Here is a 21,931-nt window from a genome sequence, read left to right as displayed (position 1 = left end):
CGAGGAAGCGCTGCGCGACGTCCGGGAGCTCGTCGGCACGAGCCTGGCCGCCCAGGAGTCGGTGCCTGCCGCCTTCGCCGTCCTCGCGCTCTGGCCGGACGACCCGTGGCGCGCCTGCCTCGCGGCGGCGGGCCTCGGGGGCGACAGCGACACGATCGCGGCGATGGCCGGCGCGATCGCCGGCGCCTGCCACGGGACTGCCGGCTTCCCGGCAGAGGCCCTGCGCACGATCCGGGAGGTCAACCACCTGGACCTCGACGGCGTCGCAGACGCCCTTCTGGCCTTGCGATGAGCGCCTCGGCAGCCGCAGCATCCCGGCCGATCGACCGCCTCGTGAGCGTCGGGAACGTCGTGATCGACCTCGTGGCCCGCGTCGACTCCCTTCCGGAGCGTGGTGGCGACGTCCTCGCCAGCGGCGGTCGCCTCGAGCCGGGCGGAGGGTTCAATCTCATGGTCGCCGCGCGGCGCCAGGGCCTGCCGACCGCGTACGCGGGCACGACGGGCACAGGGCCGTTCGGTGACCTCGCACGGGCGGCGTTGGCCAGGGAAGGGATCGACTGCGTGCACGCGGCGGTGCGCGGGGTGGACACGGGCTTCGACGTGGCACTCGTCGACGCGGACGGGGAGCGCACCTTCGTGACCGCCGTCGGCGCCGAGGCCGAGCTCACGGTCGAGCGCCTGGACGCGGTCGAGATCCGACCGACGGATGCTCTGGTGATCTCCGGCTACTCCCTCCTGCACCCGGCGAACCGGGCAGCGATCCTGGGCAGGCTCCCGTCCCTGCCGGCCGAGACACTGGTGGTCTACGACCCGGGTCCCCTCGGCCACCAGGTGTCCGCTGCCGACCTCTGCGTCCTGCACGCGCGGATCGACTGGTGGAGCGGGAACGCGAGGGAGGTGCTCCTCGCGACGGGCGAGGACGACCCCGAGCGGGGAGCGGGGATCTTGGCGACATTGCTCGCCCGGGCGCGGGTCGTCGTGCGGACGGGAGCGTCGGGCTGCCTGCTCGCCGATCCGAGCGGGACGGCCGTGACCGTGCCGGGCTTCCCGGTCGAGGTGCTCGACACGAACGGCGCGGGGGACGCGCATGTCGGCGTCATGATCTCCGCACTCGCGGAGGGACTGCCACCGAAGGAGGCCCTGGTCCGGGCGAACGCCGCCGCGGCCGTGGCCGTGACCAGGGAAGGGCCGGCGCAGGCGCCCGAGCGCGACGAGCTCGAGTCCTTCCTCCTCGAGCGGCGACCGGGCGGTGCTCCGGCAGGCTCCCCGGCGCCGACCGGCTGACGGACGTCCCGGTCCGCCCTGCCGATCGGCGTGGCACGATCGGCAGATGGCGACCCTCACCCCCGCGGCCGGACGTCCGCTTCCCGTGAGCGAGCTCGCCGCGCGACTGGGTGCTGCGGTGCGCGGTGAGGTGCACACCTCGACCCTGCGGCGTGCGGAGTACTCGACGGACGCGTCGAACTACCGCGTGGTGCCGGAGGTCGTCGTCGTCCCGTCGGACGTCGGGGACCTGAGCGCCGTCGTGGAGATCGCCAGGCAGACCGGGACGCCGCTGACCCTGCGCGGAGGCGGGACCTCCGTCGCGGGGAACGCCGTGGGCCCGGGGATCGTCGTCGACACCTCTCGGTACCTCACCGCGATCGGCCCGATCGACACCGAGGACCGCACGGCGTTCGTCGAGCCCGGTGTCGTGATGAGCGAGCTGCAGGCGGCGGCGGCGCCGTTCGGCCTGCGCTTCGGTCCGGATCCCTCGACCCAGAACCGCGCGACCCTCGGCGGGATGATCGGCAACAACGCCTGCGGCCCGCATGCCGTGGCCTACGGGCGCACGGCGGACAACGTCGTCGCCCTGGACGTCGTCGACGGTCGGGGTCGTCGGTTCACAGCTCGTCGTGGCCCCGGGGCGCTCGACGCCGTTCCCGGTCTCGCCGAGCTCGTCGAGGCGAACCTGCACGTCATCCGCACCGAGCTGGGTCGCTTCGGGCGGCAGGTCTCCGGCTACTCCCTCGAGCACCTCCTCCCGGAGAACGGCACCGACCTCGCGGCGATGCTGGTGGGTTCCGAGGGCACGCTCGTGACCGTGCTCGGCGCCACGGTGCGGCTCGTACCGATCGCCGACGCGGCGGTGCTCGTCGTGCTCGGCTACCCCGACATGGCGAGCGCGGCCGATGCGGTCCCCGCCCTCCTCGCCCACGAGCCGCTCGCCGTCGAAGGTCTCGACGCGCGACTGGTCGACGTCGTGCGCCGGGCGAAGGGCGCGGGCTCGGTGCCCGAGCTCCCCGAGGGCGGTGGTTGGCTCATGGTCGAGATGGGGGGAGCGGACCGCGAGGACGCCCTGGCCCGTGCCACGGCTCTCGTCGCCGACGCCGGTACCCCGTCCGTGCGGGTCCTCCCGCCCGGACCCGAGGCGAGCGCGATGTGGAAGATCCGGGCCGACGGCGCGGGCCTCGGCGGACGGACCCCCTCCGGGGCGCAGGCCTGGCCGGGCTGGGAGGACGCCGCGGTGCCCCCTGCGCACCTCGGGGCGTACCTGCGCGCTTTCGAGTCGTTGATGGCCGAGCACGGCGTCGACGGCCTGCACTACGGGCACTTCGGCGACGGCTGCGTCCATGTGCGCCTCGACCTGCCGCTGGAGCGGGAGGCGGACGTCGCGGGCTTCCGCGCCTTCCTCGAGGCCTCCGCGCGACTCGTCGTCGAGCACGGCGGCTCGCTCTCCGGCGAGCACGGCGACGGTCGCGCCCGCAGCGAGCTGCTGAGCACGATGTACTCACCTCAGGCGCGGGCGCTGTTCGCCGCCGTGAAGGACCTGTTCGACCCGGAGGACGTCCTCAACCCCGGCGTGATCGTGCGACCCCGCCCGCTCGACGCGGACCTGCGTCGGCCCCATGCCGCGCCGCTCGGTCGCTCCGGTTTCGCCTTCGCGCACGACGGCGGGGACCTGACCACGGCGGTGCACCGCTGCGTCGGTGTCGGCAAGTGCCGGGCCGACAGCACGGACGCCGGCGGGTTCATGTGCCCGAGCTATCTCGCGACGCGCGACGAGAAGGACTCCACTCGCGGCCGTGCCCGGGTCCTCCAGGAGATGGCCAACGGCACGCTCGTGACCGGCGGCTGGCGGGCGCCGGAGGTGCACGAGGCTCTCGACCTGTGCCTGAGCTGCAAGGCCTGCTCCAGCGACTGCCCGGCAGGGGTCGACATGGCCCAGTACAAGGCCGAGGTGCTGCACCGTGCCTACAGCGGGCGCCTTCGACCGATGAACCACTACGCGCTCGGGTGGCTGCCGCGGTGGACCCGACTCGTCGCGCGGCTCCGGCTCGCTCGGGTGGCCAACGCCGCGCTCGGCTGGCGGCCGCTCGGTGCCCTCGTGCTCCGGCTCGGCGGGATGGACACGCGCCGGTCGATCCCGCGATTCGCCCCGACGACGTTCCGGCAGGCCAGGGCGCGCAACGGCGGCGCCGAGCCGGTGCACAGCCCGGTCGGGGTGGGCGAGCCGACGGCCGCCGAGTCCCTCGGCACCACGGACGTCACGCGACGGGTGGTGCTGTGGACCGACTCGTTCAGCGACGCCTTCGACCCCGCCGTCCCGGCCGCGATGGTCACGGTGCTCCAGGACGCGGGCTACGAGGTGATCGTCCCCGACGAGGACGCCTGCTGCGGGCTGACCTGGATCAGCACCGGGCAGCTCGACGGCGCTCGTCGTCGGCTCACGGACCTGCTCGGGGTCCTCGGCCCCTTCGCGACGAACGGGATCCCCATCGTCGGCATCGAGCCCTCGTGCACGGCTGTGCTCCGCTCGGACCTGCTCGACCTCCTGCCGGACGACCCTCGGGCCGCCGTCGTCGCGCACGCCACCCACACCCTCGCCGAGCTGCTGACCGCCGAGGGTCCGAGGGGCCCGCTCGACTGGGACCCGCCGAGCCTCGAGGGGCTCACGGTGCTCGCGCAGCCCCACTGCCACCAGCACGCGGTGATGGGCTACCAGGCCGATCTCGCCCTGCTCGACCGCGCCGGCGCGACCGTGCAGACCATCGCCGGCTGCTGCGGGCTCGCGGGCAACTTCGGCATGGAGAAGGGCCACTACGAGGTGTCGGTCGCCGTCGCGGAGAACGGACTGCTGCCCGCCCTGCGAGCGGCCGAGGAGGGGACGGTGCTGCTCGCGGACGGGTTCTCCTGCCGGACCCAGGCGGACCAGCTGGCCGCGGCCCAGGGCGTGCACCTGGCGCAGCTGCTCGCCGATCGCCTCCCGTCGGCACGCTCCGGCTGACCCGTCCGCCGGAGGGGCCGAAAACTACCCGGATGGGGCATTACAGGCACCGGCCGACCCTCTATTCTCGGGGTACCCGGAGACCAGGGAAGTGCGCGAGATGCCGATGTTCCAGGTCGACGACGGCAAGGCCGTCGTCGTCCAGCCCGTGAGGCCTGCGTCGCAGGCCTTCGGCGAGACGTCCCGGGCGTTGACCGAGCACCTGGACACCCTGCTGGGCGAGCAGCTGCTTCCCGTGCGGGTGCGCACGCCGGGGCAGGACGAGCCGTACCTGCTCGCCGTGGACTGCAACGGTCACCCGGTCGTGGTCGAGGTCACCGCCCTGCTCGACCCCGGGGCCGTCGTCCGCGCCCTGCGGTACACGGGCCGGGTGGCGAGGATGAGCCTGCGGGACGTCGGCGGGCTGCACCCCGAGGGCCGCGAGCGCTTCGCCCGCGACCTCGCGGTCTTCCGTGACTCGGTGCCCGTCTCCGGCCTCGGCGCCTCGGCCGCGGGCGCCCGGCTCCTCCTGGTCTGCTCCGAGGTCGGCGAGGGGATGGACGAGGTCGTCGAGGCACTCACCCAGCCGGGTCGGGGGGTCGACATCCTCCAGGTCGGGGTCCTGGACTCGGCGGACGGCTCGCAGCTGCTCGACGTCTCGCCCGCGCGGCGGGCCCCGACGGTGGCTGCGGCGCCCGGCCCGATCGCGCAGGAGGCGGCCCCGGCCGGCCGGGCGGGGGCTCCCGCCGCAGTCCCGCCGGCGGCGCTCATCTCCGTCGTGCCCGGACGGTCGGCCTCGAGCGCAGGAGAGCCGGCGCCCGAGGGCTCCATGGCGACCCGGCAGGTCCCCGTCGTGGCGGGCGACGGCGTCCCGCACCGCATCTCGACGGGCGTGCGTCTGGGGGTGCCTGCCCCCGCGGCCGGCAACGGCCGCGCCGGAGACGATGGGCAGGGCGTCCTTGCGCCGGGGAACGGCCGTCGGGTCGCGCGCGAGGAGACGGCAGCGGCCGACGACCGGCCGGCAGCCGACGACCGGGCAGCGGGAGCTGCGGAGCCGACGCACCTCGTGGTCGAGGCCCCCCCGCGGGAGCCGGCCTACGGACCGGACTCGCGGCTGGTCGCCCTCGCGGTCGAGCGGGGCGGGAGCCTGGTGCTCGTCTGGTGGCGTCGTCGCCGCGGGGTGCGCTACGAGGCGATGCTGCACGCGGACGGGAGCATCGAGCTGGCCGACGGGACCCGGGCGATGGATCCCTCGGCCGCGGCAGAGATCGCCTCCGGCGCCCATGTGCCCGTGGACGGGTGGCAGGTCTGGCGGGTGGAGCAGGACGAGGGCCTCACCCTCGCCGAGGCGGTGGCCTCCGTGCCGGCGAGCGCTCAGCCCCAGCCGTAGGCGGACGACCAGCGGCTGAGCTCGGCGTAGAACCGGGCGCGGGCAGGTGCGGCCGAGAGCGTGAGGTCGTGCAGGCCGCCGGCGATGCGCACGACGGTGACCACGGAGCCGAGCAGCACGGCACGTCGCGCGATGAGGTCGACGTCCAGGACCGTGTCCGCCGTGCGCATCTCCTCGCGCCACCTCGGCTGCATGACCGAACGGTCCGATGCGGCCATGAGGACGGGGACGTCGAGGCCGAGACCCCTGGCCACCTGCGCGTGCCCGATGAGGATCGCCTGCACCCAGCCAGGTCGCACCGGGAAGAAGGGACTCGGTCGCCATCGCTCGTCGTAGTCCCACTCACCGCCGTGCCGCTGGTGCACCGTCCTGGCGTAGTGCCCGGGATCGATGTTCGGCAGCGGGTTCTTGGGCTGGGTCCTGGCCAGCCCGGACACCACCGGGGTCGTCAGGGTGCGCGCGAAGCTCGCCCCGGCGAGCTCGAGCCATGGGCTGTTGAGGACCAGCGCCGCCACCTGCCCGCGGCGCCGGTGGGCCCACAGCGAGGCGATCAGCCCGCCGGTGGAGTGCCCCATGAGCATCGTCCGCCCCGAGCTGCCCAGTTCCGACCGGACGACGGCGGCCGCGGCGTCGAGCTCCTCGTCGTACCTGGCGAGGTCGTCGATGTAGTTGGGCGTCTGGTGCCCGCGCAGGCTGCGCCCGTACTTGCGCAGGTCGAGCGCGTAGAAGGCCGCACCCTGGGCGTGCCAGTACTCCGCGAGCTCTCGCTGGAAGAAGTAGTCGTTCCACCCGTGCAGGTAGAGCACCGCTCGGGCGGGGCGGACCGGTTCGGCCGTCCTCGGCCGGTACCGGACGAGCGTCGCGACGACCTCTCCCTCCTCGTCGTCAGGAAGGGCGAGCGTGCGCGCCTCGAAGCCCTCGCCGAGCACGTCTGGGGCCCACCCCTGACCGGGGTCCGGGGGCTGCCACGGCGTGGGGGCCGGCGGGAGCAGGTGGCTCACGGACGCACGACGACCTTCCCGGTGTGCTCACCCGAGGCGAGCCGCGCCATCGCCGCGCGGGCGTCGGCGAGCGCGAAGGTCGAGTCGATGGTGGGGCGCAGCCCGCTGCGGGCGAGGAACCGGAGCAGCGCCTCCAGGTCGTCCTTGCTGCCCATGGTCGCTCCGAGGACCCGCAGCTCGGTGAAGAAGACGCGGGTGAGCTCTGCGCCCGGCTGGTCGCCCGAGGTCGCCCCTGCCGTCACGATGACCCCGCCGCGGCGCAAGGACTTCACCGAGTGCGACCACGTCGCGGCGCCGACGGTCTCGATGACGGCGTCGACCCGGAAGGGCAGGCGGCTGCCCGGCTCGAGCGCCGCGACGGCCCCCGACGCCAGGGCGTGCTCGCGCTTGGCCTCGCTTCGGCTCGTCGCGACGACCTCGAGCCCTGCCGCCGCCCCGAGCGCGATCGCGGCGGAGGAGACCCCGCCGCCCGCGCCCTGGACGAGCACCCGGTCCCCCGGGCGGAGAGCAGCGGTGGTGAACAGCATCCGGTACGCGGTCAGCCAGGCGGTCGGCAGGCAGGCGGCCTCCTCGAAGGAGAGCTCTGCCGGCTTGGGCACGAGGTTCCAGGTCGGGACCGCGACACGCTCCGCGAGCGTCCCGGAGTACCGCTCGGAGAGGATCGACTGGCCCTCGGTCGGGCCCACCCCGTGCCCCGTCGCGCCGATCACGCCGTGCACCACGACCTCGCGCCCGGCCTCGTCGACCCCGGCGGCGTCACAGCCCAGGATCATCGGCAGGCGATCGGCGCTCAGGCCGACCCCGCGCAGCGACCACAGGTCGTGGTGGTTGAGGGCCGCGGCCCGCACCTGGACGACGGACCAGTCCGGCCGGCCGGGCGGCGCCTCGGCCTCCGGTCGTTCGGCGACGGTCAGCCCGGAGACGGGGTCGGTTGCGGAGATCGAGGACGCGTAGGCGGCGAGCATCGTCCCAACATACGTGCCAGGACACGGGTCACCCCCGGCCTCCGGTCCCGGCTCCGTGGCGGGCTCGACTGCACCCGGTGGCGCAGCGCCCCGCTCCTCCCGCTCAGAGCAGGGGCAGGCGCGAGCCGAGATCGGGCAGCGAGTCCGACGTCCATCGGGTCGCGAGCGCGGCGCTGACGGTGTCCATGCCGAAGGGGACCCGTCCCGCGGCGAGGCGGATCCACGCGATCGGGTCGACGACCTCCAGGTCCCAGCCGCCGCGGTCGGTGAGCACCTCGAGGAGCGTCGCCGCCACCAGGTCGACGGACTCGGGGTCGAGCGGGCTGCGCGTTGTGCGGGGGAGCGAGCGCAGCAGGTCGTCGCCGTGCACCACGAGCTCGATGAGCCGGGACAGGATCATCTCGGAGAGCAGGATCGGCCCTCGGCGTGCCTGGACGACCATGTCGCCCCCACCGCTGCCCGACCGCAGCGCGGCGACCTGGGCGAAGGCGGCGGCGGCCATCTCGTCGACGGCGCGCAGCGGGTCGAAGCGGATCTCCTCCGCGAGCGCCGAGCTGGTCGCGGCGATCTCCTCCGCGCGCTCGGGGTAGGTGCCCAGGTACTCGCCGAGGGTGAGCGGGGTCAGGCCGGGAGCAGGGCGGGCAGCGGCGAGTGCGTCCATCGCTCGTCCCAGGTGGGCGACCAGCTCGGCGACGGTCCACCGGTCCAGGACGCTGGGCTCTCGGCCCATCGCCTCGTCGAGCTCACCCACCCAGGTGCGCAGCAGGCGCCACTGTCGCCGCAGCGTGGCCTCGAGCCGGGTGAGGTCCGCGTCGCTCAGGTGTCCGCCCATCGCGCCATGCTAGGAGCCGGGGGCCTCCGGCACGAGGTCCTCCAGCGTGTCCCGCACGATCCTGCCGAGCTGGTCGACCTCGATGAGGAAGCCGTCGTGGCCGTACTGCGAGTGCACCATCGCCAGCCGCGCACCGGGGACGGCCGCCGCGATCTGGGCCGACTCGCTCTGCAGGTACAGGCGGTCGCTGTCGACGCCGACGACGACGGTCCTGGCCGTGACCGCGCTGAGCGCCGCCTCGACCCCTCCCCGGCCACGACCGAGGTCGTGCGAGAGGATCGACTCGGTGAGCACGACGTAGGAGCCCGGGTCGAACCGACCGACGAGCTTCGCCGCGTGGTGGTCGAGGTAGGACTGCACGGCGAACCGCCCGCCGCCCCCCAGCGGCTGCTCGTCGTCCTGGGCGCGTCGCCCGAAGCGCAGGTCGAGCTCGAGGGCACTGCGGTAGGTCGTGTGCGCGATCTGCCGCGCGACACCGAGGCCGGCGACCGGCCCCCGCCCGTCCGCGACGTCGTGGTAGTCACCGCCGTGCCAGGCAGGGTCGGCCCGCACGGCGGCGAGCTGGGCGTGGGCCCAGGCGATCTGGTCCCCGGTGGACTGGGCCGTGGTCGCGATCGGGAGGGCCGTCGCGACGCGCTCCGGGGCCATCACGGCCCACTCGAGCGCGCGCATCCCGCCCATCGAGCCACCGAGCACCACGGCCCAGCGCTCGATGCCGAGCCGGTCGGCGAGGGTGAGCTCCGCGCTCACCTGGTCGCGGATCGTCACGAAGGGGAATCGGCTGCCCCACGGCCTGCCGTCCGGAGCGGGCGAGGACGGGCCGGTCGAGCCCTGGCAACCGCCCAGCACGTTCGGAGCCACGACGAACCACCGGTCGGTGTCGATGGGTCGGCCGGGACCGACGAGCGTGTCCCACCAGCCGGGCGTCCGGTGGCCCGGGCCCGCGGGACCGCTGACGTGCGAGTCGCCGGTCAGCGCGTGCAGGACGAGCACGGCGTTGTCGCGGGCGGGGGAGAGGGTCCCCCAGGTCTCGTAGGCGAGCCGGACGCCGTCGAGCCGGCCGCCGGTCTCCAGGTCCATGCCGCCGACGTCGACGAACTGACGCCGACCGACGGTGTCCCCCTCCCGCCAGGCGGCACGCCGCGACCCGGGCACCACGTGGAGCCCTGGGCGTGCGCCGGCCGGCCGGCGGGAGGGGCCGGGCATCAGGCGCCCTTGGCGGCGCGGAAGCCCGCGTCCAGGTCGGCGAGGATGTCGTCGACGTGCTCGATGCCGACGCTCAGACGCACCAGGCCCGGCGTGATGCCGGAGGCGAGCTGCTCCTCGGCGGTCAGCTGGCTGTGCGTCGTCGTCGCCGGGTGGATGACGAGCGAGCGCACGTCCCCGATGTTGGCGACGTGCGAGTGCAGCTCGAGCGCGTCGACGAAGGCCTTGCCCGCCTCCAGGCCACCGGCGATCTCGAAGGCGATGACGGCGCCGGCGCCACGAGGGGCGTACTTCTGCGCGTTCGCGTTCCACGGGCTGGAGGGGAGCCCGGCGTAGTGCACCGAGACGACGTCCTCCCGTGCCTCGAGGAACTCCGCGACGCGCTGGGCGTTCGCCACGTGCCGCTCCATCCGCAGGGAGAGCGTCTCCAGGCCCTGCGCGATGAGGAACGCGTTGAACGGCGAGATGGCGGAGCCCAGGTCGCGCAGGAGCTGGACCCGCGCCTTGAGGATGTACGAGAGGTTCGCGCCGAAGGCGCTGCCCACCCCGAGGTCCCGCGCGTAGACGAGCCCGTTGTAGGAGGGGTCGGGGGTGTTGTAGTTCGGGAAGCGCTCGGGGTGCTGGGCGTAGTCGAAGGTGCCCGCGTCGACGATCACCCCGCCGATCGCCGTGCCGTGCCCGCCGAGGTACTTGGTCGCGGAGTGGATGACGACGTCGGCGCCGTGCTCGAAGGGGCGCACGAGGTAGGGCGTCGCGACGGTGTTGTCGACCACCAGCGGGACGCCGACCTCGTGGGCGACCGCGGCGACGGCCTCGATGTCCAGGACGTCGGCCTTCGGGTTCGGGATCGTCTCGCCGAAGAAGAGCTTGGTGTTCGGCCGGACGGCGTCGCGCCAGGACTGCGGGTCGTGCGGGTCGGTGACGAAGGTCGTCTCGATCCCGAGCTTGGGCAGCGTGTAGTGCAGGAGGTTGTACGTGCCGCCGTAGAGCGAGGGGCTCGCCACGATGTGGTCACCGGCCTCGGCGATGTTGAGGATCGCGAGGGTCTCGGCCGCCTGGCCGCTGGAGACCAGGAGGGCGCCGACGCCGCCCTCGAGGGAGGCGATGCGGTCCTCGACGGCGCCCTGGGTCGGGTTGCCGATCCGGGTGTAGATCGGGCCGAGGTCGCCGAGCGCGAAGCGCGCTGATGCGGTGTCGGCGTCAGGGAAGACGAAGGACGAGGTCTGGTAGATCGGCAGGGCGCGGGCGCCGGTGGTGGGGTCGGCCTGCTGGCCGGCGTGGATCTGTCGGGTCTCGAAGGACCAGCTCTGGTTGCTCATCATGGCTCCTGGGTGGGGTGCGGGAGACCACGGGCAGCGTGCTGCACCTGGCCGCCCCGCGAGGGGTCGGGACAGGGGTGGCACGTCGGGATCGGGCCCCTCCGGCGGAGGACCCTCACGGGGCTCCTACCGGGACCGGGGCACGCCGAACGTGCGCTTCAGCGGCACATTCGGCGGGACATGTCGTGGACACTACGCGACGTCTCGATCAGTGGTGCAGTCCTGTCTCATTTCTTGGGATGCGCGGGCCGCGTGCTCCCGTGCAGGACGGGGGCCCCTCGCGCCGCCTGGATTGACCTGTTCGGGTGAGTCAAGGAGGCGCGCCGACCTGTCGATGAGCAGGTCAGGCACCGCTGGTGCTCCTGTGAACCGTGTTACTCATGTGACGGGTGTTCACAACGAGGTACGAGAGTCAGTAGGGTCGCCCCGGGACTCGTCGCGGGAATCCGCGTGCCAGGGCGGGCCGGTGAGGGGCCGTGTGCCCGAGGACGAGGAGTGCTGTGATGCGAGCGATGCCCAGGGCTGCGACCGCCGCCGCCCTCGCTCTCCTCGTCGGTCTCGGTGGTGCCGCAGGCGCAGGCGCCGCACCCGGTCCCAGTGACGGTGACGTCGATCGGGCCCAGGCCGCCGTGGCCGGTGCGGCCAGTGCCGTCGCCCAGATCGAGCTCGACCTCGCCGTCCAGCAGCAGGAGCTCGCCTCCGCGTGGACCGCCGTCGATGCCGCCGGTGAGGCCTACACCCAGGCGATCGTCGACCGCGATGCCGCGGAGGCCGCCAGCCTCGACGCCGCTGCGCGGCTCGAGGAGGCGAACCGTCTCCAGGAGGTCGCCCGCGCCGAGCTCGGCACCATCGCTCTCGAGGCGTACCGCTCGGGCGGCTCGATGGACGGGATGTCGGCCCTGCTCTCGGCCGACGGGCTCGAGGACTACGCCGCCAGGTCGGCGGCGATCGACCGGCTCGGCCGTCGCGCCGAGGGAGCCGTCCAGCGCTTCGAGGCCGCGCAGGTCGTGGCCTCGACCCTGCAGGTCCGCGCGACGGCGGCGGCCGACGAGGCGCGGACCGCCGCGACCGCTGCCGAGGACGCCCTCGACGCCGCCGGAGCCGCGCAGTCGGCAGCCGAGGCCAAGGTCGAGGAGGTCGAGCAGCAGCGGACCGTGCTGATCGCCGAGCTCGCCGAGCGCCGCCAGACCTCCGTCGAGGTCGAGCGGGCGCGCCAGGACGCCCTCGACGCCGAGCGGATCGCCAGGGCCGACGCCGCCGCGCTCTCTGCGCACACCTCAGCCGAGCCCTCGGTGGTCACCGTCTCGGACCCGGTGCCCACCTCGAGCCCGGCGCCGACGCCCACGTCCAGCGCGAGCCCGAGCGCGACGCCGACACCCTCGTCGAGCCCGAGCCCGAGCCCGAGCGCCACCCCGACGCCCACAGCGACCCCGAGTGCCACCCCGACGCCCACCGCCACGACCGCTCCGGTCGCCGATGCGTACGGCCTGGGGACCGGCACCCAGCGCGGATCGGCCGCCCAGGGGCAGGCCGCCGTGAACTGGGCCGTCGCGCAGGTGGGCAAGCCGTACCTCTGGGGAGGGACGGGCCCGGACGCCTTCGACTGCTCGGGGCTCACCAGCCAGGCGTGGCTGGCCGCCGGCGTGGGCATCAGCCGCACCTCGCGGGACCAGTACCGCAGCGTGCTCAAGGTCAGCTACAGCTCGATGCGGGCCGGAGACCTCATCTTCTGGGGCAGCAACCCCTCGGACCCGTCGAGCATCACGCACGTCGCGATGTACATCGGCGGCAACCAGATGGTCGAGGCCTCGCGCCCGGGCGTCCCGCTCCGCGTCACCACGGTGCGGTGGTCCGGCACGATGCCCTACGCCGGCAGGCCCTGAGACCCGCTCCGGGCTGCGCTGAGCGTCCCGGATGCGTCAGCTGGTCGCCGTCGGGCGGCCCGCTCGCGGATCAGTGGTTCTCGTAGTACCCGGTGTCGATCGCCCGCTGCCGGGAGTTCTGGATCTCGGCCTCCGCCGCCGCCCGGTCCACCCAGTGGGCGCCCTCGACGGACTTGCCGGGCTCGAGGTCCTTGTAGACCTCGAAGAAGTGCTGGATCTCCAGCCGGTGGAACTCCGAGACGTCGTCGATGTCCTGGCGCCAGGAGGCGCGCTGGTCGCCGGTCGGCACGCAGAGCACCTTGTCGTCGCCACCTGCCTCGTCGCGCATGCGGAACATGCCGAGGGCACGGCAGCGGATCAGGCAGCCGGGGAACGTGGGCTCCTCGAGAAGCACCAGGGCGTCCAGCGGGTCGCCGTCCTCACCGAGCGTGCCGTCGATGTAGCCGTAGTCGTCCGGGTAGCGCGTGGAGGTGAAGAGCATGCGGTCCAGGCGGATCCGCCCGGTCACATGGTCGACCTCGTACTTGTTGCGCTGCCCCTTGGGGATCTCGATCGTGACGTCGAACTCCACGGTTCTCCCTCGCCCGTCTGCGCGTCCACCGCGCTGTGCCGTGCCGTGCTGTGTCCTAGTGTGACGCACCGACGGGAGTGCCGGGGTCGGTGGGCGGAACGCACCGCCCGTCCCGACGTTACCCGGTCGGCGGCAGTGCCACCCGACGGGTGCTGTCAGCGCACGACCCGCGACCGATCGGCGACCGGGTGACGAGCAGGAGCACGGAGGACGAGATGGCACGGAAGGGAACCGCGACGGCCGTGGTGGCGGTCGGGGCCCTGCTGCTCGGCGCCGTGGGATACGGGACGGCGGATGCCTACGACCTGGTCCACGGGGTCCTGACGACGGCACCGGTTCCCGAGCCGGCCGCCCCCTTCCCGACGGCACCTGGCGCGGCCCTTCCCGAGGCGGCGATCGACATCCCGCCGGAGCTCGATCCCGCGGCGCCGGCACCGGACGCGGCGACCGTCCAGTCGTGGGCGACGGCGCTGGTCGACGACGAGCGGATGGGTACCTCGACCGGGGTCCAGGTGACGGACCTGCTCTCCGGTGCCGTGCTCGCCGAGGTCTCGCCCTCGACCCCGCGGGTCCCCGCGTCGACCACCAAGCTGCTCACCGCCGCCGCTGCGCTCTCGGTCCTCGGCGCGGAGCGCACGCTTCCCACGACCCTCGTCCAGATCGAGCCGGGGAGCATCGTCCTGGTCGGCGGCGGGGACGCGTTGCTGTCCGCAGGGCAGGGGGACCCGACGGCGACCGTCGGCCACGCGGGTCTTGCCGACCTCGCAGCGCAGGCCGCGCGCTCGCTCAGACTCGCCGGCACCACGACCGTCCGGCTCTCGATCGACGACACGCTCTTCAGCGGTCCGGCACTTCATCCCGACTGGGTGCCGTCCGACATCGCCGCCGGGTACGTCGCCGCTGTCGCACCGATCGAGGTGGACGTCGCCAAGACGCGATCCGACGAGCCCTACCCGACCCGCTACGCCGACCCGGCGCTCCAGGCGGCACTCCAGCTCGCCGACGCGCTCGCCGCGGAGGGCATCACGGTGGACGGGGCTCCGACCAGGGCGAGCGCCACGACGGCGTCCTCCGTCGAGATCGCGCGCGTCACGTCCGCTCCGATGTCCGAGATCGTCGCGCACCTCCTGGAGGTCTCGGACAACACTCTCGCCGAGGTGGTCGGGCGCCTGGTCGCCGTCGAGATGGGGCTCCCGGGGAGCTTCACCGGAGCAGCCACGGCCGTCGTGCAGGCCGTCGGGCGCTACATCGACGTCGACGGGGTGACGCTGCGCGACTGCAGCGGGCTCTCCGCCCTCAGTCGCATCCCGGCCGACGTCCTCGTCGACCTGGTGGGCGCTGCGGTCGAGAACCCCGTCCTGCGGGACGTCGCGCTCGACGTCCCCGTCGGTGGCTGGACGGGGACGCTCGACGACCGCTTCCTCTCGGGCGCCGCCCGTGGCCTCGTCCGGGCGAAGACGGGCTCCCTCCCGGGGGTCACCTCGCTCGCCGGGACGGTCCAGACCGTCGACGGCCGCTACCTCGCCTTCGCCGTCCTGGCCGACGCGACGCCGTCCGGCGGGCAGTGGGCGCCGCGTGCGGCGATCGACGACTTCGTCGGAAAGCTCGCCGCGTGCGGGTGCAGCGGGTGAGTCCCGCACTGGACGCGGCCCGGATCGGCCGCTGGGCCGGGCGGATGTCCCGCCCGGGGCCGACGGCCGAGCGCGCGGAGCTGGAGCGGGTGGTGGCCGAGCTGCGCGCGGCGGGCGAACGCGCGCTGCCGATCGCCCGCCGCGCCGGTGGCTTCGGTGCAGCGCTCCCGGAGCAGGCACCCGAGGCGCGGATCCTCGTGGTCGACCGGCCCGGCTGGGCGAGGCTCGCCGCGGGCTCCTTCGCCTCGCTGCTCGACGACTCCGCCGTCGGGACCGGACCCGGCGCGGGTGCCCGGGCCGGGTGGTCGGCCTCGGCAGAGCTCGCGGGCCTGCTGGCCGCCCTGTCCACCCGCGTGCTGGGCCAGTTCGACCCTTACGGCAGCGACGAACCCGGCGGGCGCCTCGCCCTCGTCGCCCCGAACGTCCTCCAGATCGGCGCGACCATGCCCGGGGATCCCGCCGACTTCCGGCTGTGGATCTGCGTGCACGAGCAGACCCATGCCCTGCAGTTCGCGGCCGCGCCCTGGCTGGCAGGTCACATCCGCCGGGAGACGTCAGCGCTCATGACCGAGCTCGAGCAGGAGGGTGAGCTGGCCACCGTCCTGGAGGCGATCAGGTCCCTCCCCCGTGGGCGTCCGACGCTCCCGGACCAGGGCCTCGGGCCGCTGGGTGCCCTGCTCTCCCCGACGCAGCGCGGTCGTGCGGCCCAGCTGGTGGCGACGATGTCGCTGCTCGAGGGGCATGCGGACGTGACGATGGACGCCGTGCCGATCGGGCTCATCCCCTCCCGCCGCCGCCTGCGGGCCCGGATGACGGCCCGCCGCACCTCGACCCGCGGGCGCCTGCTGCGCCGACTCCTCGGGCTGGACGCCAAGCTCGAGCAGTACCGGCGCGGGGCCGACTTCGTCCGCGCGGTGCGCCGTACGGGCAGCCGCGCCCTCGAGCCCGTCTGGTCGGGCCCGCACGCACTGCCCACCCCTGCCGAGATCGATGCTCCCGAGGACTGGTTGCGACGGATGAGCGCGACGTGAGCGGACCCCATCCGGCCGTCGCGCGGCTGCGGTCGGCGGTACGCCGCGACCTCGACGCGCTCCTCTCCCCGAACGCCGCGAGCGGTGCCGGCGGCGCCACGGCGTCCGTCGACGCCGAGCCGGACGGCGGCCCCGCACCCCTCGTCCTCGTCGCCTGCTCCGGGGGACCCGACTCGCTCGCCCTCGCGGCGGCGGTGGCCTTCGTCGCCCCGCGTCGCGGGGTCACCGCCGGTGCCGTCGTCGTCGACCACGGGCTCCAGGCGGAGAGCGCGCGGACCGCGGCGCGGGCGGCCGAGCAGTGCCGTGCGTTGGGTCTGGAGCCGGTCGAGGTGGTCCGTGTCCAGGTCGGCACCGACGGTGGGCCGGAGGCCGCCGCCCGGACCGCGAGGTACGCGGCGCTCGTCGATGCGGCCCGACGGCACGGGGCGGCAGCGGTGCTGCTCGGGCACACCCTGGACGACCAGGCCGAGACCGTGCTGCTCGCCCTCGCACGGGGATCGGGGTCCCGCTCGCTCGCGGGCATGGCGGCCGTGCGTGGGCTGCTGCGCCGTCCGCTCCTCGGCACGCCGCGGGCCGTGGTGCAGCAGGCCTGCGAGGCCGCGGGCCTGGAACCCTGGGTGGACCCGACGAACCTCGCGGGCGCGAACCGGCGGGCGGCGGTGCGCAACCGCGTCCTCCCGGTGCTGGCCGAGGTGCTGGGTCCCGGCGTGCCCGAGGCGTTGGCCCGCACGGCCGACCAGCTGCGCAGGGACGAGGAGCTGCTGGCGCAGCTGGCAGCAGAGCTCCTGGACACGGCGCGGGCAGCGGCGGCGGGCGTGGAGGAGGGCGGCGCGGAGGAGGGCGGCCCGCCCGACGCCGCGTCACCAGACGCCTCGTCGCTCGACGCGGCGACCCTCGCCGCAGCGCCGGCCGCCCTGCGCCACCGCGCCCTACGGTCAGCGCTGCTCGACTGGGGAAGCCCGGGCGGCTCCCTCGCGGCGGCGCATGTGCTCGCCGTGGACGCCCTCGTCACGGACTGGAGCGGGCAGGGGCCGGTGCACGTCCCGGGCGTCACGGTGGCTCGCAGGTGTGGCAGGCTGAGCCCCGAGATCTCAAGGTAGGGAGAGCCACGGTGGACGCAGCGGACATGGGTGACGACCTCGAGCGGGTCCTGCTCACCGAGGCCCAGCTCCAGGGCAGGCTCGACGAGCTCGCGGCGCAGATCGACGCCGACTACGCCGGGCGCGACATCCTGCTGGTCGGCGTCCTCAAGGGCGCCGTCATGGTGATGGCCGACCTCGCCCGCCGGCTCAGCTCCCCGGTCGAGATGGACTGGATGGCGGTGTCCTCCTACGGCGCCGGGACGACCTCCTCCGGCGTGGTGCGGATCCTCAAGGACCTGGACACCGACCTGACCGGCCGTCACGTGCTCATCGTCGAGGACATCGTCGACTCGGGGCTGACGCTGTCCTGGCTGCTCTCCAACCTGCGCAGCCGTGGGCCGGCGACCGTCGAGGTGGCGGCGATGCTGCGCAAGCCGGAGGCGGCCAAGGTCGAGGTGGGCGTGCGCTACGTCGGTTTCGAGATCCCGACGGAGTTCGTCGTGGGCTACGGGCTGGACTACGCCGAGAAGTACCGCAACCTGCCCTTCGTCGGCACGCTCGCCCCGCACGTCTACGCCGACTGACCCCGCGCGGAGCGGGCGCTCCGGTCCCCACATGCTGCCCTGGGCGAACATCCAGGCCGCGTCCAGGCCCAGCAGGTAACCTGCAGGCCAGACCAGCCGTGCAACAGGAGGGACCGGGGCCAGCGCCCCGCCGCCGATGAATCTCAAGCGTCTCGCCAAGGGCCCAGCGATCTGGATCGCCGTCGCGGTCCTCATCCTCGCCATCGCTGCCTCGTCGTTCGCCACCCAGAGCGTCCAGCGGATCGACACCTCGGCAGGGCTCGCCCTGCTCGCGGGTGACACCGTCGAGCAGGCCCTGATCACCGACGGTCAGCAGCGCGTCGACCTCACGCTCACCGAGAGCTACGTCGTGGGCGACAAGGACTACGGCACGAACGTGCAGTTCTACTACGTCGTCCCCCAGGGCGAGACCGTGGTGGACGCCATCGCCGCCGCCGACCCCGAGGGCGGCTACAACTCGGTCAACCCGCAGACGACGTGGTGGGAGTCCCTGCTCGGCTTCGTCCTCCCGTTCGTCATCATCCTCGGGCTCTTCTGGTTCCTCATGTCCCGGATGCAGGGCGGCGGCTCGCGCGTCATGCAGTTCGGCAAGTCGAAGGCCAAGCTCGTCTCCAAGGAGACGCCGCAGGTCACCTTCTCCGACGTCGCCGGGGTGGACGAGGCCGTCGAGGAGCTCCAGGAGATCAAGGAGTTCCTCGCCGACCCGGCCAAGTTCCAGGCGGTCGGCGCGAAGATCCCCAAGGGCGTGCTCCTCTACGGCCAGCCGGGTACCGGCAAGACCCTCCTGGCACGGGCCGTCGCGGGCGAGGCGGGCGTGCCGTTCTACTCGATCTCCGGCTCGGACTTCGTCGAGATGTTCGTCGGTGTCGGTGCCTCCCGGGTGCGTGACCTGTTCGACCAGGCCAAGCAGAACGCCCCGGCGATCATCTTCATCGACGAGATCGACGCCGTCGGCCGGCACCGCGGTGCCGGCATGGGTGGCGGGCACGACGAGCGCGAGCAGACGCTCAACCAGATGCTCGTCGAGATGGACGGCTTCGACGTCAACGCGAACGTCATCCTCATCGCCGCGACCAACCGGCCGGACATCCTCGACCCCGCGCTGCTGCGCCCGGGCCGCTTCGACCGCCAGGTGGCCGTCGACGCCCCGGACCTGCGCGGCCGCGAGCGGATCCTCCAGGTCCACGCCCAGGGCAAGCCGATGGCCCCCGACGTCGACCTGCACGCCGTCGCCAAGCGCACGCCCGGGTTCACGGGAGCCGATCTGGCCAACGTCCTCAACGAGGCCGCCCTGCTCACCGCGCGGTCGGCGGGGGTCGTGGTGGGCAACCACGAGCTGGACGAGGCCATCGACCGGGTCGTGGCCGGACCGCAGAAGCGGACCCGGCTGATGAACGACAAGGAGCGCAAGATCACCGCGTACCACGAGGGCGGGCACGCCCTGGTGGCGGCGACGCTGCGGTACACCGACCCGGTGACCAAGGTGACGATCCTGCCGCGCGGCCGCGCGCTGGGCTACACGATGGTCATGCCCGCGGAGGACAAGTACTCCGTCACGCGCAACGAGCTGCTCGACCAGCTCGCCTACGCCATGGGCGGCAGGGTCGCGGAGGAGCTCGTCTTCCACGACCCGACCACCGGGGCGTCGAACGACATCGAGAAGGCCACCGCCACCGCCCGCAAGATGGTCACCCAGTACGGGATGAGCGAGCGCGTCGGTGCGGTCAAGCTCGGGCAGGACAGCGGCGAGGTCTTCATGGGCCGGGACATGGGCCACGGTCGGGAGTACTCCGAGGAGGTCGCTGCCGTCGTCGACGTCGAGGTCCGGCGGCTGATGGACTTCGCGCACGACGAGGCCTGGCAGATCCTCCAGGAGTACCGCCCGGTGCTCGACGAGCTCGTCATCCAGCTCCTCGACCGGGAGACCCTCAACCAGGCAGAGCTCGCGGAGGTCTTCGCTCCCGTCGTCAAGCGTGAGGCTCGCGAGGTCTGGCTCTCGAGCCCGGACCGCGGTGTCTCCGACCTCCCGCCCGTGCAGACGGCCGCGGAGAAGGCGGCGGGCAACGGAGAGGTGATCGTCCCCCAGGACGAGGCCGCCGCCGCGCGGCCCGAGCACCCCGCCGCGCCCGTCGGCGAGGTTCCGGGCGGCGCGACACCTGACCTCGGCCCGACGTCGTGAGCGGCCCGGCGCCCGAGGAGGGATCGCCGGCGCCGGCCAGTCCGGTCTTCGACCGCGAGCGGGCGGCGCGGGCGGTCCGCGAGCTCCTCCTGGCGATGGGGGAGGACCCGGACCGCGACGGGTTGCGGGACACCCCCGACCGGGTCGCGCGGGCCTACGAGGAGATGTTCGCCGGTCTCCACGTCGAGCCGGCTGACGTGCTCACCACGACCTTCGACCTCGGCCACGACGAGATGGTCCTGGTCAAGGACATCCCGGTCTACTCCACCTGCGAGCACCACCTGGCCCCGTTCCACGGCGTCGCCCATGTGGGGTACATCCCGGGCAGGGACGGCAGGATCGCCGGGCTCTCGAAGATCGCGCGGCTCGTGGACCTCTTCGCCCGCCGGCCCCAGGTGCAGGAGCGTCTGACCTCGCAGGTCGCGGACTCCATGGGGGAGATCCTCGGTGCCGCCGGGGTGATCGTCGTCGTCGAGTGCGAGCACCTGTGCATGTCGATGCGGGGGGTCAGGACAGCCGGGACCAGGACGGTCACCTCGGCCGTCCGCGGTCAGATGCGCAGCGGGCCCACCCGCGCCGAGGCGATGAGCCTCATCATGGCTCGCTAGGCGGGACCCGTGACGGTCCCCCCGCCCTACGCTGGGACGGTGAGTCCCCGCCACCCGGCACCGCTGCCCGCGCACCTGCGACAGCTCGACCGCACCCTCGTGATGGGGGTCGTCAACGTGACCCCTGACTCCTTCAGCGACGGCGGACGATGGTTCGAGCCGACGGCGGCCATCGAGCACGGTCTGCGCCTGCTCGAGGAGGGGGCCGACATCCTCGACCTCGGGGGTGAGTCGACGCGCCCCGGCGCCGCTCGCGTCCCGCTCGCCGAGGAGCGCGAGCGGGTCCTCCCGGTCCTGCGGGCGCTGGTCGCGGCCGGTGCCGTGGTCTCCGTCGACACCTCTCGTGCCGCGCTCGCAGACGAGGCCGTCCAGCACGGTGCGGCGATCGTCAACGACGTGACGGGCGGGCTCGGCGACGAGCAGATGCACGCGACGGTCGCCAGGTCGGGTGCGGTCTACGTCGCCATGCACTGGCGCGGCCCCTCCGACGTGATGGACGGGCTCGCGCGGTACGACGACGTCGTCGCGGAGGTCCGTGCGGAGCTCGCGAGCCGGGTCGACCACGCGGTGCAGGCGGGCATCCCGCGGGAGTCGATCGTGCTGGACCCCGGGCTCGGCTTCGCCAAGCCCGGTGCGGAGAACTGGCCGCTGCTCGCCGGTCTCGACGTCCTCGGTTCCCTGGGCCTCCCGCTCCTCGTCGGGGCCTCGCGCAAGCGGTTCCTCGGTCACCTGCTCGCCCGGCCCGGAGGTGAACCCGTCCCGCCGTCGGAGCGGGACGGCGCGACGGCGGCGGTGAGCGCCCTCGCGGCGGCCGCCGGCGCCTGGTGCGTGCGGGTCCACGAGGTGAGGGCGACGGCCGACGCGGTCCGGGTCGCGCAGGCGTGGACCACGGCCCGGAGTGCGGTCCGCGACACGACAGGAGAGAACCGTGGCTGAGTTCACCGCCCCGCGCGCAGCGGGGGACCGGATCCGGCTGACCGGAGTGCGGGCGACGGGCTACCACGGGGTCTTCCCGCAGGAGCGGCGCGACGGGCAGGAGTTCGTCGCGGACATCGTGCTCCACCTGGACACCCGGGACGCCGCCGCGGGTGACCGACTGGACCGCACGGTCGACTACGGGAGCCTCGCGCTCGGGGTCACGCAGATACTCGAGGGGGAGCCGGCCGACCTCATCGAGACGGTCGCCGAGCGGATCGCGGCGTTGGCCCTGTCCTACTCCGCCGTCGACGGTGTCGACGTCGTGGTGCACAAGCCGGGTGCCCCGATCGCCGTCCCCTTCGCCGACGTGACGGTCGAGGTGCACCGCAACCGGGCGCACCCGCCCGTGGTCCCGGTGCCGGTCGTCGGGCGGCACGCCAGGCCTGCCACGGAGCACGTCCCGGCCGAGGGATCCGTCCCGCCGG

19 protein-coding genes are annotated in these 21,931 nt (G+C 73.9%); 13 read left to right on the top strand and 6 right to left on the bottom strand.

Annotated elements, in window-relative coordinates:
* From ABWK99_RS02940 to ABWK99_RS02925, 4 genes are all read left to right on the top strand, one after another.
* The coding region (locus tag ABWK99_RS02940) for an ADP-ribosylglycohydrolase family protein (RefSeq protein ID WP_372593200.1) at positions 1-292 on the top strand (292 nt) is incomplete at its 5' end.
* On the top strand, positions 289-1,284 hold the full coding sequence (locus ABWK99_RS02935; protein WP_372593199.1) for a PfkB family carbohydrate kinase: 996 nt from the start codon (positions 289-291) through the stop codon (positions 1,282-1,284). The genes ABWK99_RS02940 and ABWK99_RS02935, both read left to right, overlap by 4 nt.
* Before the next feature lie 46 nt (positions 1,285-1,330).
* Positions 1,331-4,267 carry an FAD-binding and (Fe-S)-binding domain-containing protein gene (locus tag ABWK99_RS02930; protein WP_372593198.1) on the top strand — a complete coding sequence of 979 codons (2,937 nt, stop codon included), beginning with the start codon at positions 1,331-1,333 and terminating at the stop codon, positions 4,265-4,267.
* 100 nt (positions 4,268-4,367) lie between these two features.
* The gene (locus tag ABWK99_RS02925; protein WP_372593197.1) at positions 4,368-5,636 is read left to right on the top strand and encodes a hypothetical protein; all 1,269 of its coding nucleotides are present in this window, start codon (positions 4,368-4,370) and stop codon (positions 5,634-5,636) included.
* On the opposite strand, the gene ABWK99_RS02920 is transcribed toward ABWK99_RS02925, so the two are convergent.
* From ABWK99_RS02920 to ABWK99_RS02900, 5 genes are all read right to left on the bottom strand, one after another.
* Positions 5,621-6,637 carry an alpha/beta hydrolase gene (locus ABWK99_RS02920; RefSeq protein WP_372593196.1) on the bottom strand — a complete coding sequence of 339 codons (1,017 nt, stop codon included), beginning with the start codon at positions 6,635-6,637 and terminating at the stop codon, positions 5,621-5,623. The genes ABWK99_RS02925 and ABWK99_RS02920 overlap by 16 nt on opposite strands.
* The gene (locus ABWK99_RS02915) at positions 6,634-7,602 is read right to left on the bottom strand and encodes a zinc-binding dehydrogenase (protein WP_372593195.1); all 969 of its coding nucleotides are present in this window, start codon (positions 7,600-7,602) and stop codon (positions 6,634-6,636) included. The genes ABWK99_RS02920 and ABWK99_RS02915 overlap by 4 nt, the downstream gene beginning before the upstream one ends.
* 103 nt (positions 7,603-7,705) lie before the next feature.
* The gene (locus tag ABWK99_RS02910) at positions 7,706-8,434 is read right to left on the bottom strand and encodes a maleylpyruvate isomerase N-terminal domain-containing protein (protein ID WP_372593194.1); all 729 of its coding nucleotides are present in this window, start codon (positions 8,432-8,434) and stop codon (positions 7,706-7,708) included.
* 9 nt (positions 8,435-8,443) lie between these two features.
* Positions 8,444-9,640 carry a homoserine O-acetyltransferase gene (locus ABWK99_RS02905; RefSeq protein WP_372593193.1) on the bottom strand — a complete coding sequence of 399 codons (1,197 nt, stop codon included), beginning with the start codon at positions 9,638-9,640 and terminating at the stop codon, positions 8,444-8,446.
* On the bottom strand, positions 9,640-10,959 hold the full coding sequence (locus tag ABWK99_RS02900; protein WP_372593192.1) for a bifunctional o-acetylhomoserine/o-acetylserine sulfhydrylase: 1,320 nt from the start codon (positions 10,957-10,959) through the stop codon (positions 9,640-9,642). The genes ABWK99_RS02905 and ABWK99_RS02900 overlap by 1 nt, the downstream gene beginning before the upstream one ends.
* Positions 10,960-11,462: 503 nt before the next feature.
* On the opposite strand from ABWK99_RS02900, the gene ABWK99_RS02895 reads away from it, so the two are divergent.
* Entirely contained in the window at positions 11,463-12,842 is a 1,380-nt protein-coding gene (locus tag ABWK99_RS02895; protein ID WP_372593191.1) for a C40 family peptidase, read from the top strand.
* Positions 12,843-12,912: 70 nt separating this feature from the next.
* On the opposite strand, the gene ABWK99_RS02890 is transcribed toward ABWK99_RS02895, so the two are convergent.
* Complete coding sequence (locus tag ABWK99_RS02890; RefSeq protein WP_372593190.1) at positions 12,913-13,413, bottom strand: inorganic diphosphatase; 501 nt, start codon at positions 13,411-13,413, stop codon at positions 12,913-12,915.
* Between the two features lie 215 nt (positions 13,414-13,628).
* Between ABWK99_RS02890 and dacB the strand changes: the two genes are divergently transcribed.
* The 8 genes from dacB to folB form a co-directional block, all read left to right on the top strand.
* A complete protein-coding gene (dacB, locus tag ABWK99_RS02885; RefSeq protein WP_372593189.1) occupies positions 13,629-15,044 on the top strand; it encodes a D-alanyl-D-alanine carboxypeptidase/D-alanyl-D-alanine-endopeptidase in 1,416 nt (471 codons plus the stop codon).
* Positions 15,041-16,075, top strand: a complete 1,035-nt coding sequence (locus ABWK99_RS02880) for a zinc-dependent metalloprotease (protein WP_372593188.1) — start codon at positions 15,041-15,043, stop codon at positions 16,073-16,075. The genes dacB and ABWK99_RS02880 overlap by 4 nt, the downstream gene beginning before the upstream one ends.
* Positions 16,072-17,175 (top strand): tRNA lysidine(34) synthetase TilS, encoded by a 1,104-nt coding sequence (gene tilS / locus ABWK99_RS02875; RefSeq protein WP_372593187.1) that lies wholly within the window; start codon positions 16,072-16,074, stop codon positions 17,173-17,175. The genes ABWK99_RS02880 and tilS overlap by 4 nt, the downstream gene beginning before the upstream one ends.
* An 11-nt stretch (positions 17,176-17,186) precedes the next feature.
* On the top strand, positions 17,187-17,741 hold the full coding sequence (gene hpt / locus ABWK99_RS02870; protein WP_372593186.1) for a hypoxanthine phosphoribosyltransferase: 555 nt from the start codon (positions 17,187-17,189) through the stop codon (positions 17,739-17,741).
* Positions 17,742-17,877: 136 nt separating this feature from the next.
* Positions 17,878-19,920 carry an ATP-dependent zinc metalloprotease FtsH gene (gene ftsH / locus ABWK99_RS02865; RefSeq protein ID WP_372593185.1) on the top strand — a complete coding sequence of 681 codons (2,043 nt, stop codon included), beginning with the start codon at positions 17,878-17,880 and terminating at the stop codon, positions 19,918-19,920.
* The gene (gene folE, locus ABWK99_RS02860; protein WP_372593184.1) at positions 19,917-20,528 is read left to right on the top strand and encodes a GTP cyclohydrolase I FolE; all 612 of its coding nucleotides are present in this window, start codon (positions 19,917-19,919) and stop codon (positions 20,526-20,528) included. Before ftsH ends, folE begins: the two co-directional genes overlap by 4 nt.
* 39 nt (positions 20,529-20,567) lie before the next feature.
* A complete protein-coding gene (gene folP, locus ABWK99_RS02855) occupies positions 20,568-21,464 on the top strand; it encodes a dihydropteroate synthase (RefSeq protein WP_372593183.1) in 897 nt (298 codons plus the stop codon).
* The coding region (gene folB, locus ABWK99_RS02850; protein ID WP_372593182.1) for a dihydroneopterin aldolase at positions 21,457-21,931 on the top strand (475 nt) is incomplete at its 3' end. The genes folP and folB, both read left to right, overlap by 8 nt.

The organism is Actinotalea sp. (assembly GCF_041597215.1).
GTDB lineage: Bacteria > Actinomycetota > Actinomycetes > Actinomycetales > Cellulomonadaceae > Actinotalea.
The sequence above is the reverse complement of the archived record's forward strand: the minus strand, read 5'-3'. Positions and strand labels throughout refer to the sequence as shown.

Coding starts and splice junctions, on each gene's coding strand:
- ABWK99_RS02915 (WP_372593195.1), bottom strand. CDS start 7,602: ATGCTCGCCGCCTACGCGTCCTCGATCTCCGCAACCGACCCCGTCTCC.
- ABWK99_RS02895 (WP_372593191.1), top strand. CDS start 11,463: ATGCGAGCGATGCCCAGGGCTGCGACCGCCGCCGCCCTCGCTCTCCTC.
- ABWK99_RS02930 (WP_372593198.1), top strand. CDS start 1,331: ATGGCGACCCTCACCCCCGCGGCCGGACGTCCGCTTCCCGTGAGCGAG.
- ABWK99_RS02910 (WP_372593194.1), bottom strand. CDS start 8,434: ATGGGCGGACACCTGAGCGACGCGGACCTCACCCGGCTCGAGGCCACG.
- ABWK99_RS02900 (WP_372593192.1), bottom strand. CDS start 10,959: ATGAGCAACCAGAGCTGGTCCTTCGAGACCCGACAGATCCACGCCGGC.
- ABWK99_RS02905 (WP_372593193.1), bottom strand. CDS start 9,640: ATGCCCGGCCCCTCCCGCCGGCCGGCCGGCGCACGCCCAGGGCTCCAC.
- ftsH (WP_372593185.1), top strand. CDS start 17,878: ATGAATCTCAAGCGTCTCGCCAAGGGCCCAGCGATCTGGATCGCCGTC.
- ABWK99_RS02935 (WP_372593199.1), top strand. CDS start 289: ATGAGCGCCTCGGCAGCCGCAGCATCCCGGCCGATCGACCGCCTCGTG.
- ABWK99_RS02925 (WP_372593197.1), top strand. CDS start 4,368: ATGCCGATGTTCCAGGTCGACGACGGCAAGGCCGTCGTCGTCCAGCCC.
- dacB (WP_372593189.1), top strand. CDS start 13,629: ATGGCACGGAAGGGAACCGCGACGGCCGTGGTGGCGGTCGGGGCCCTG.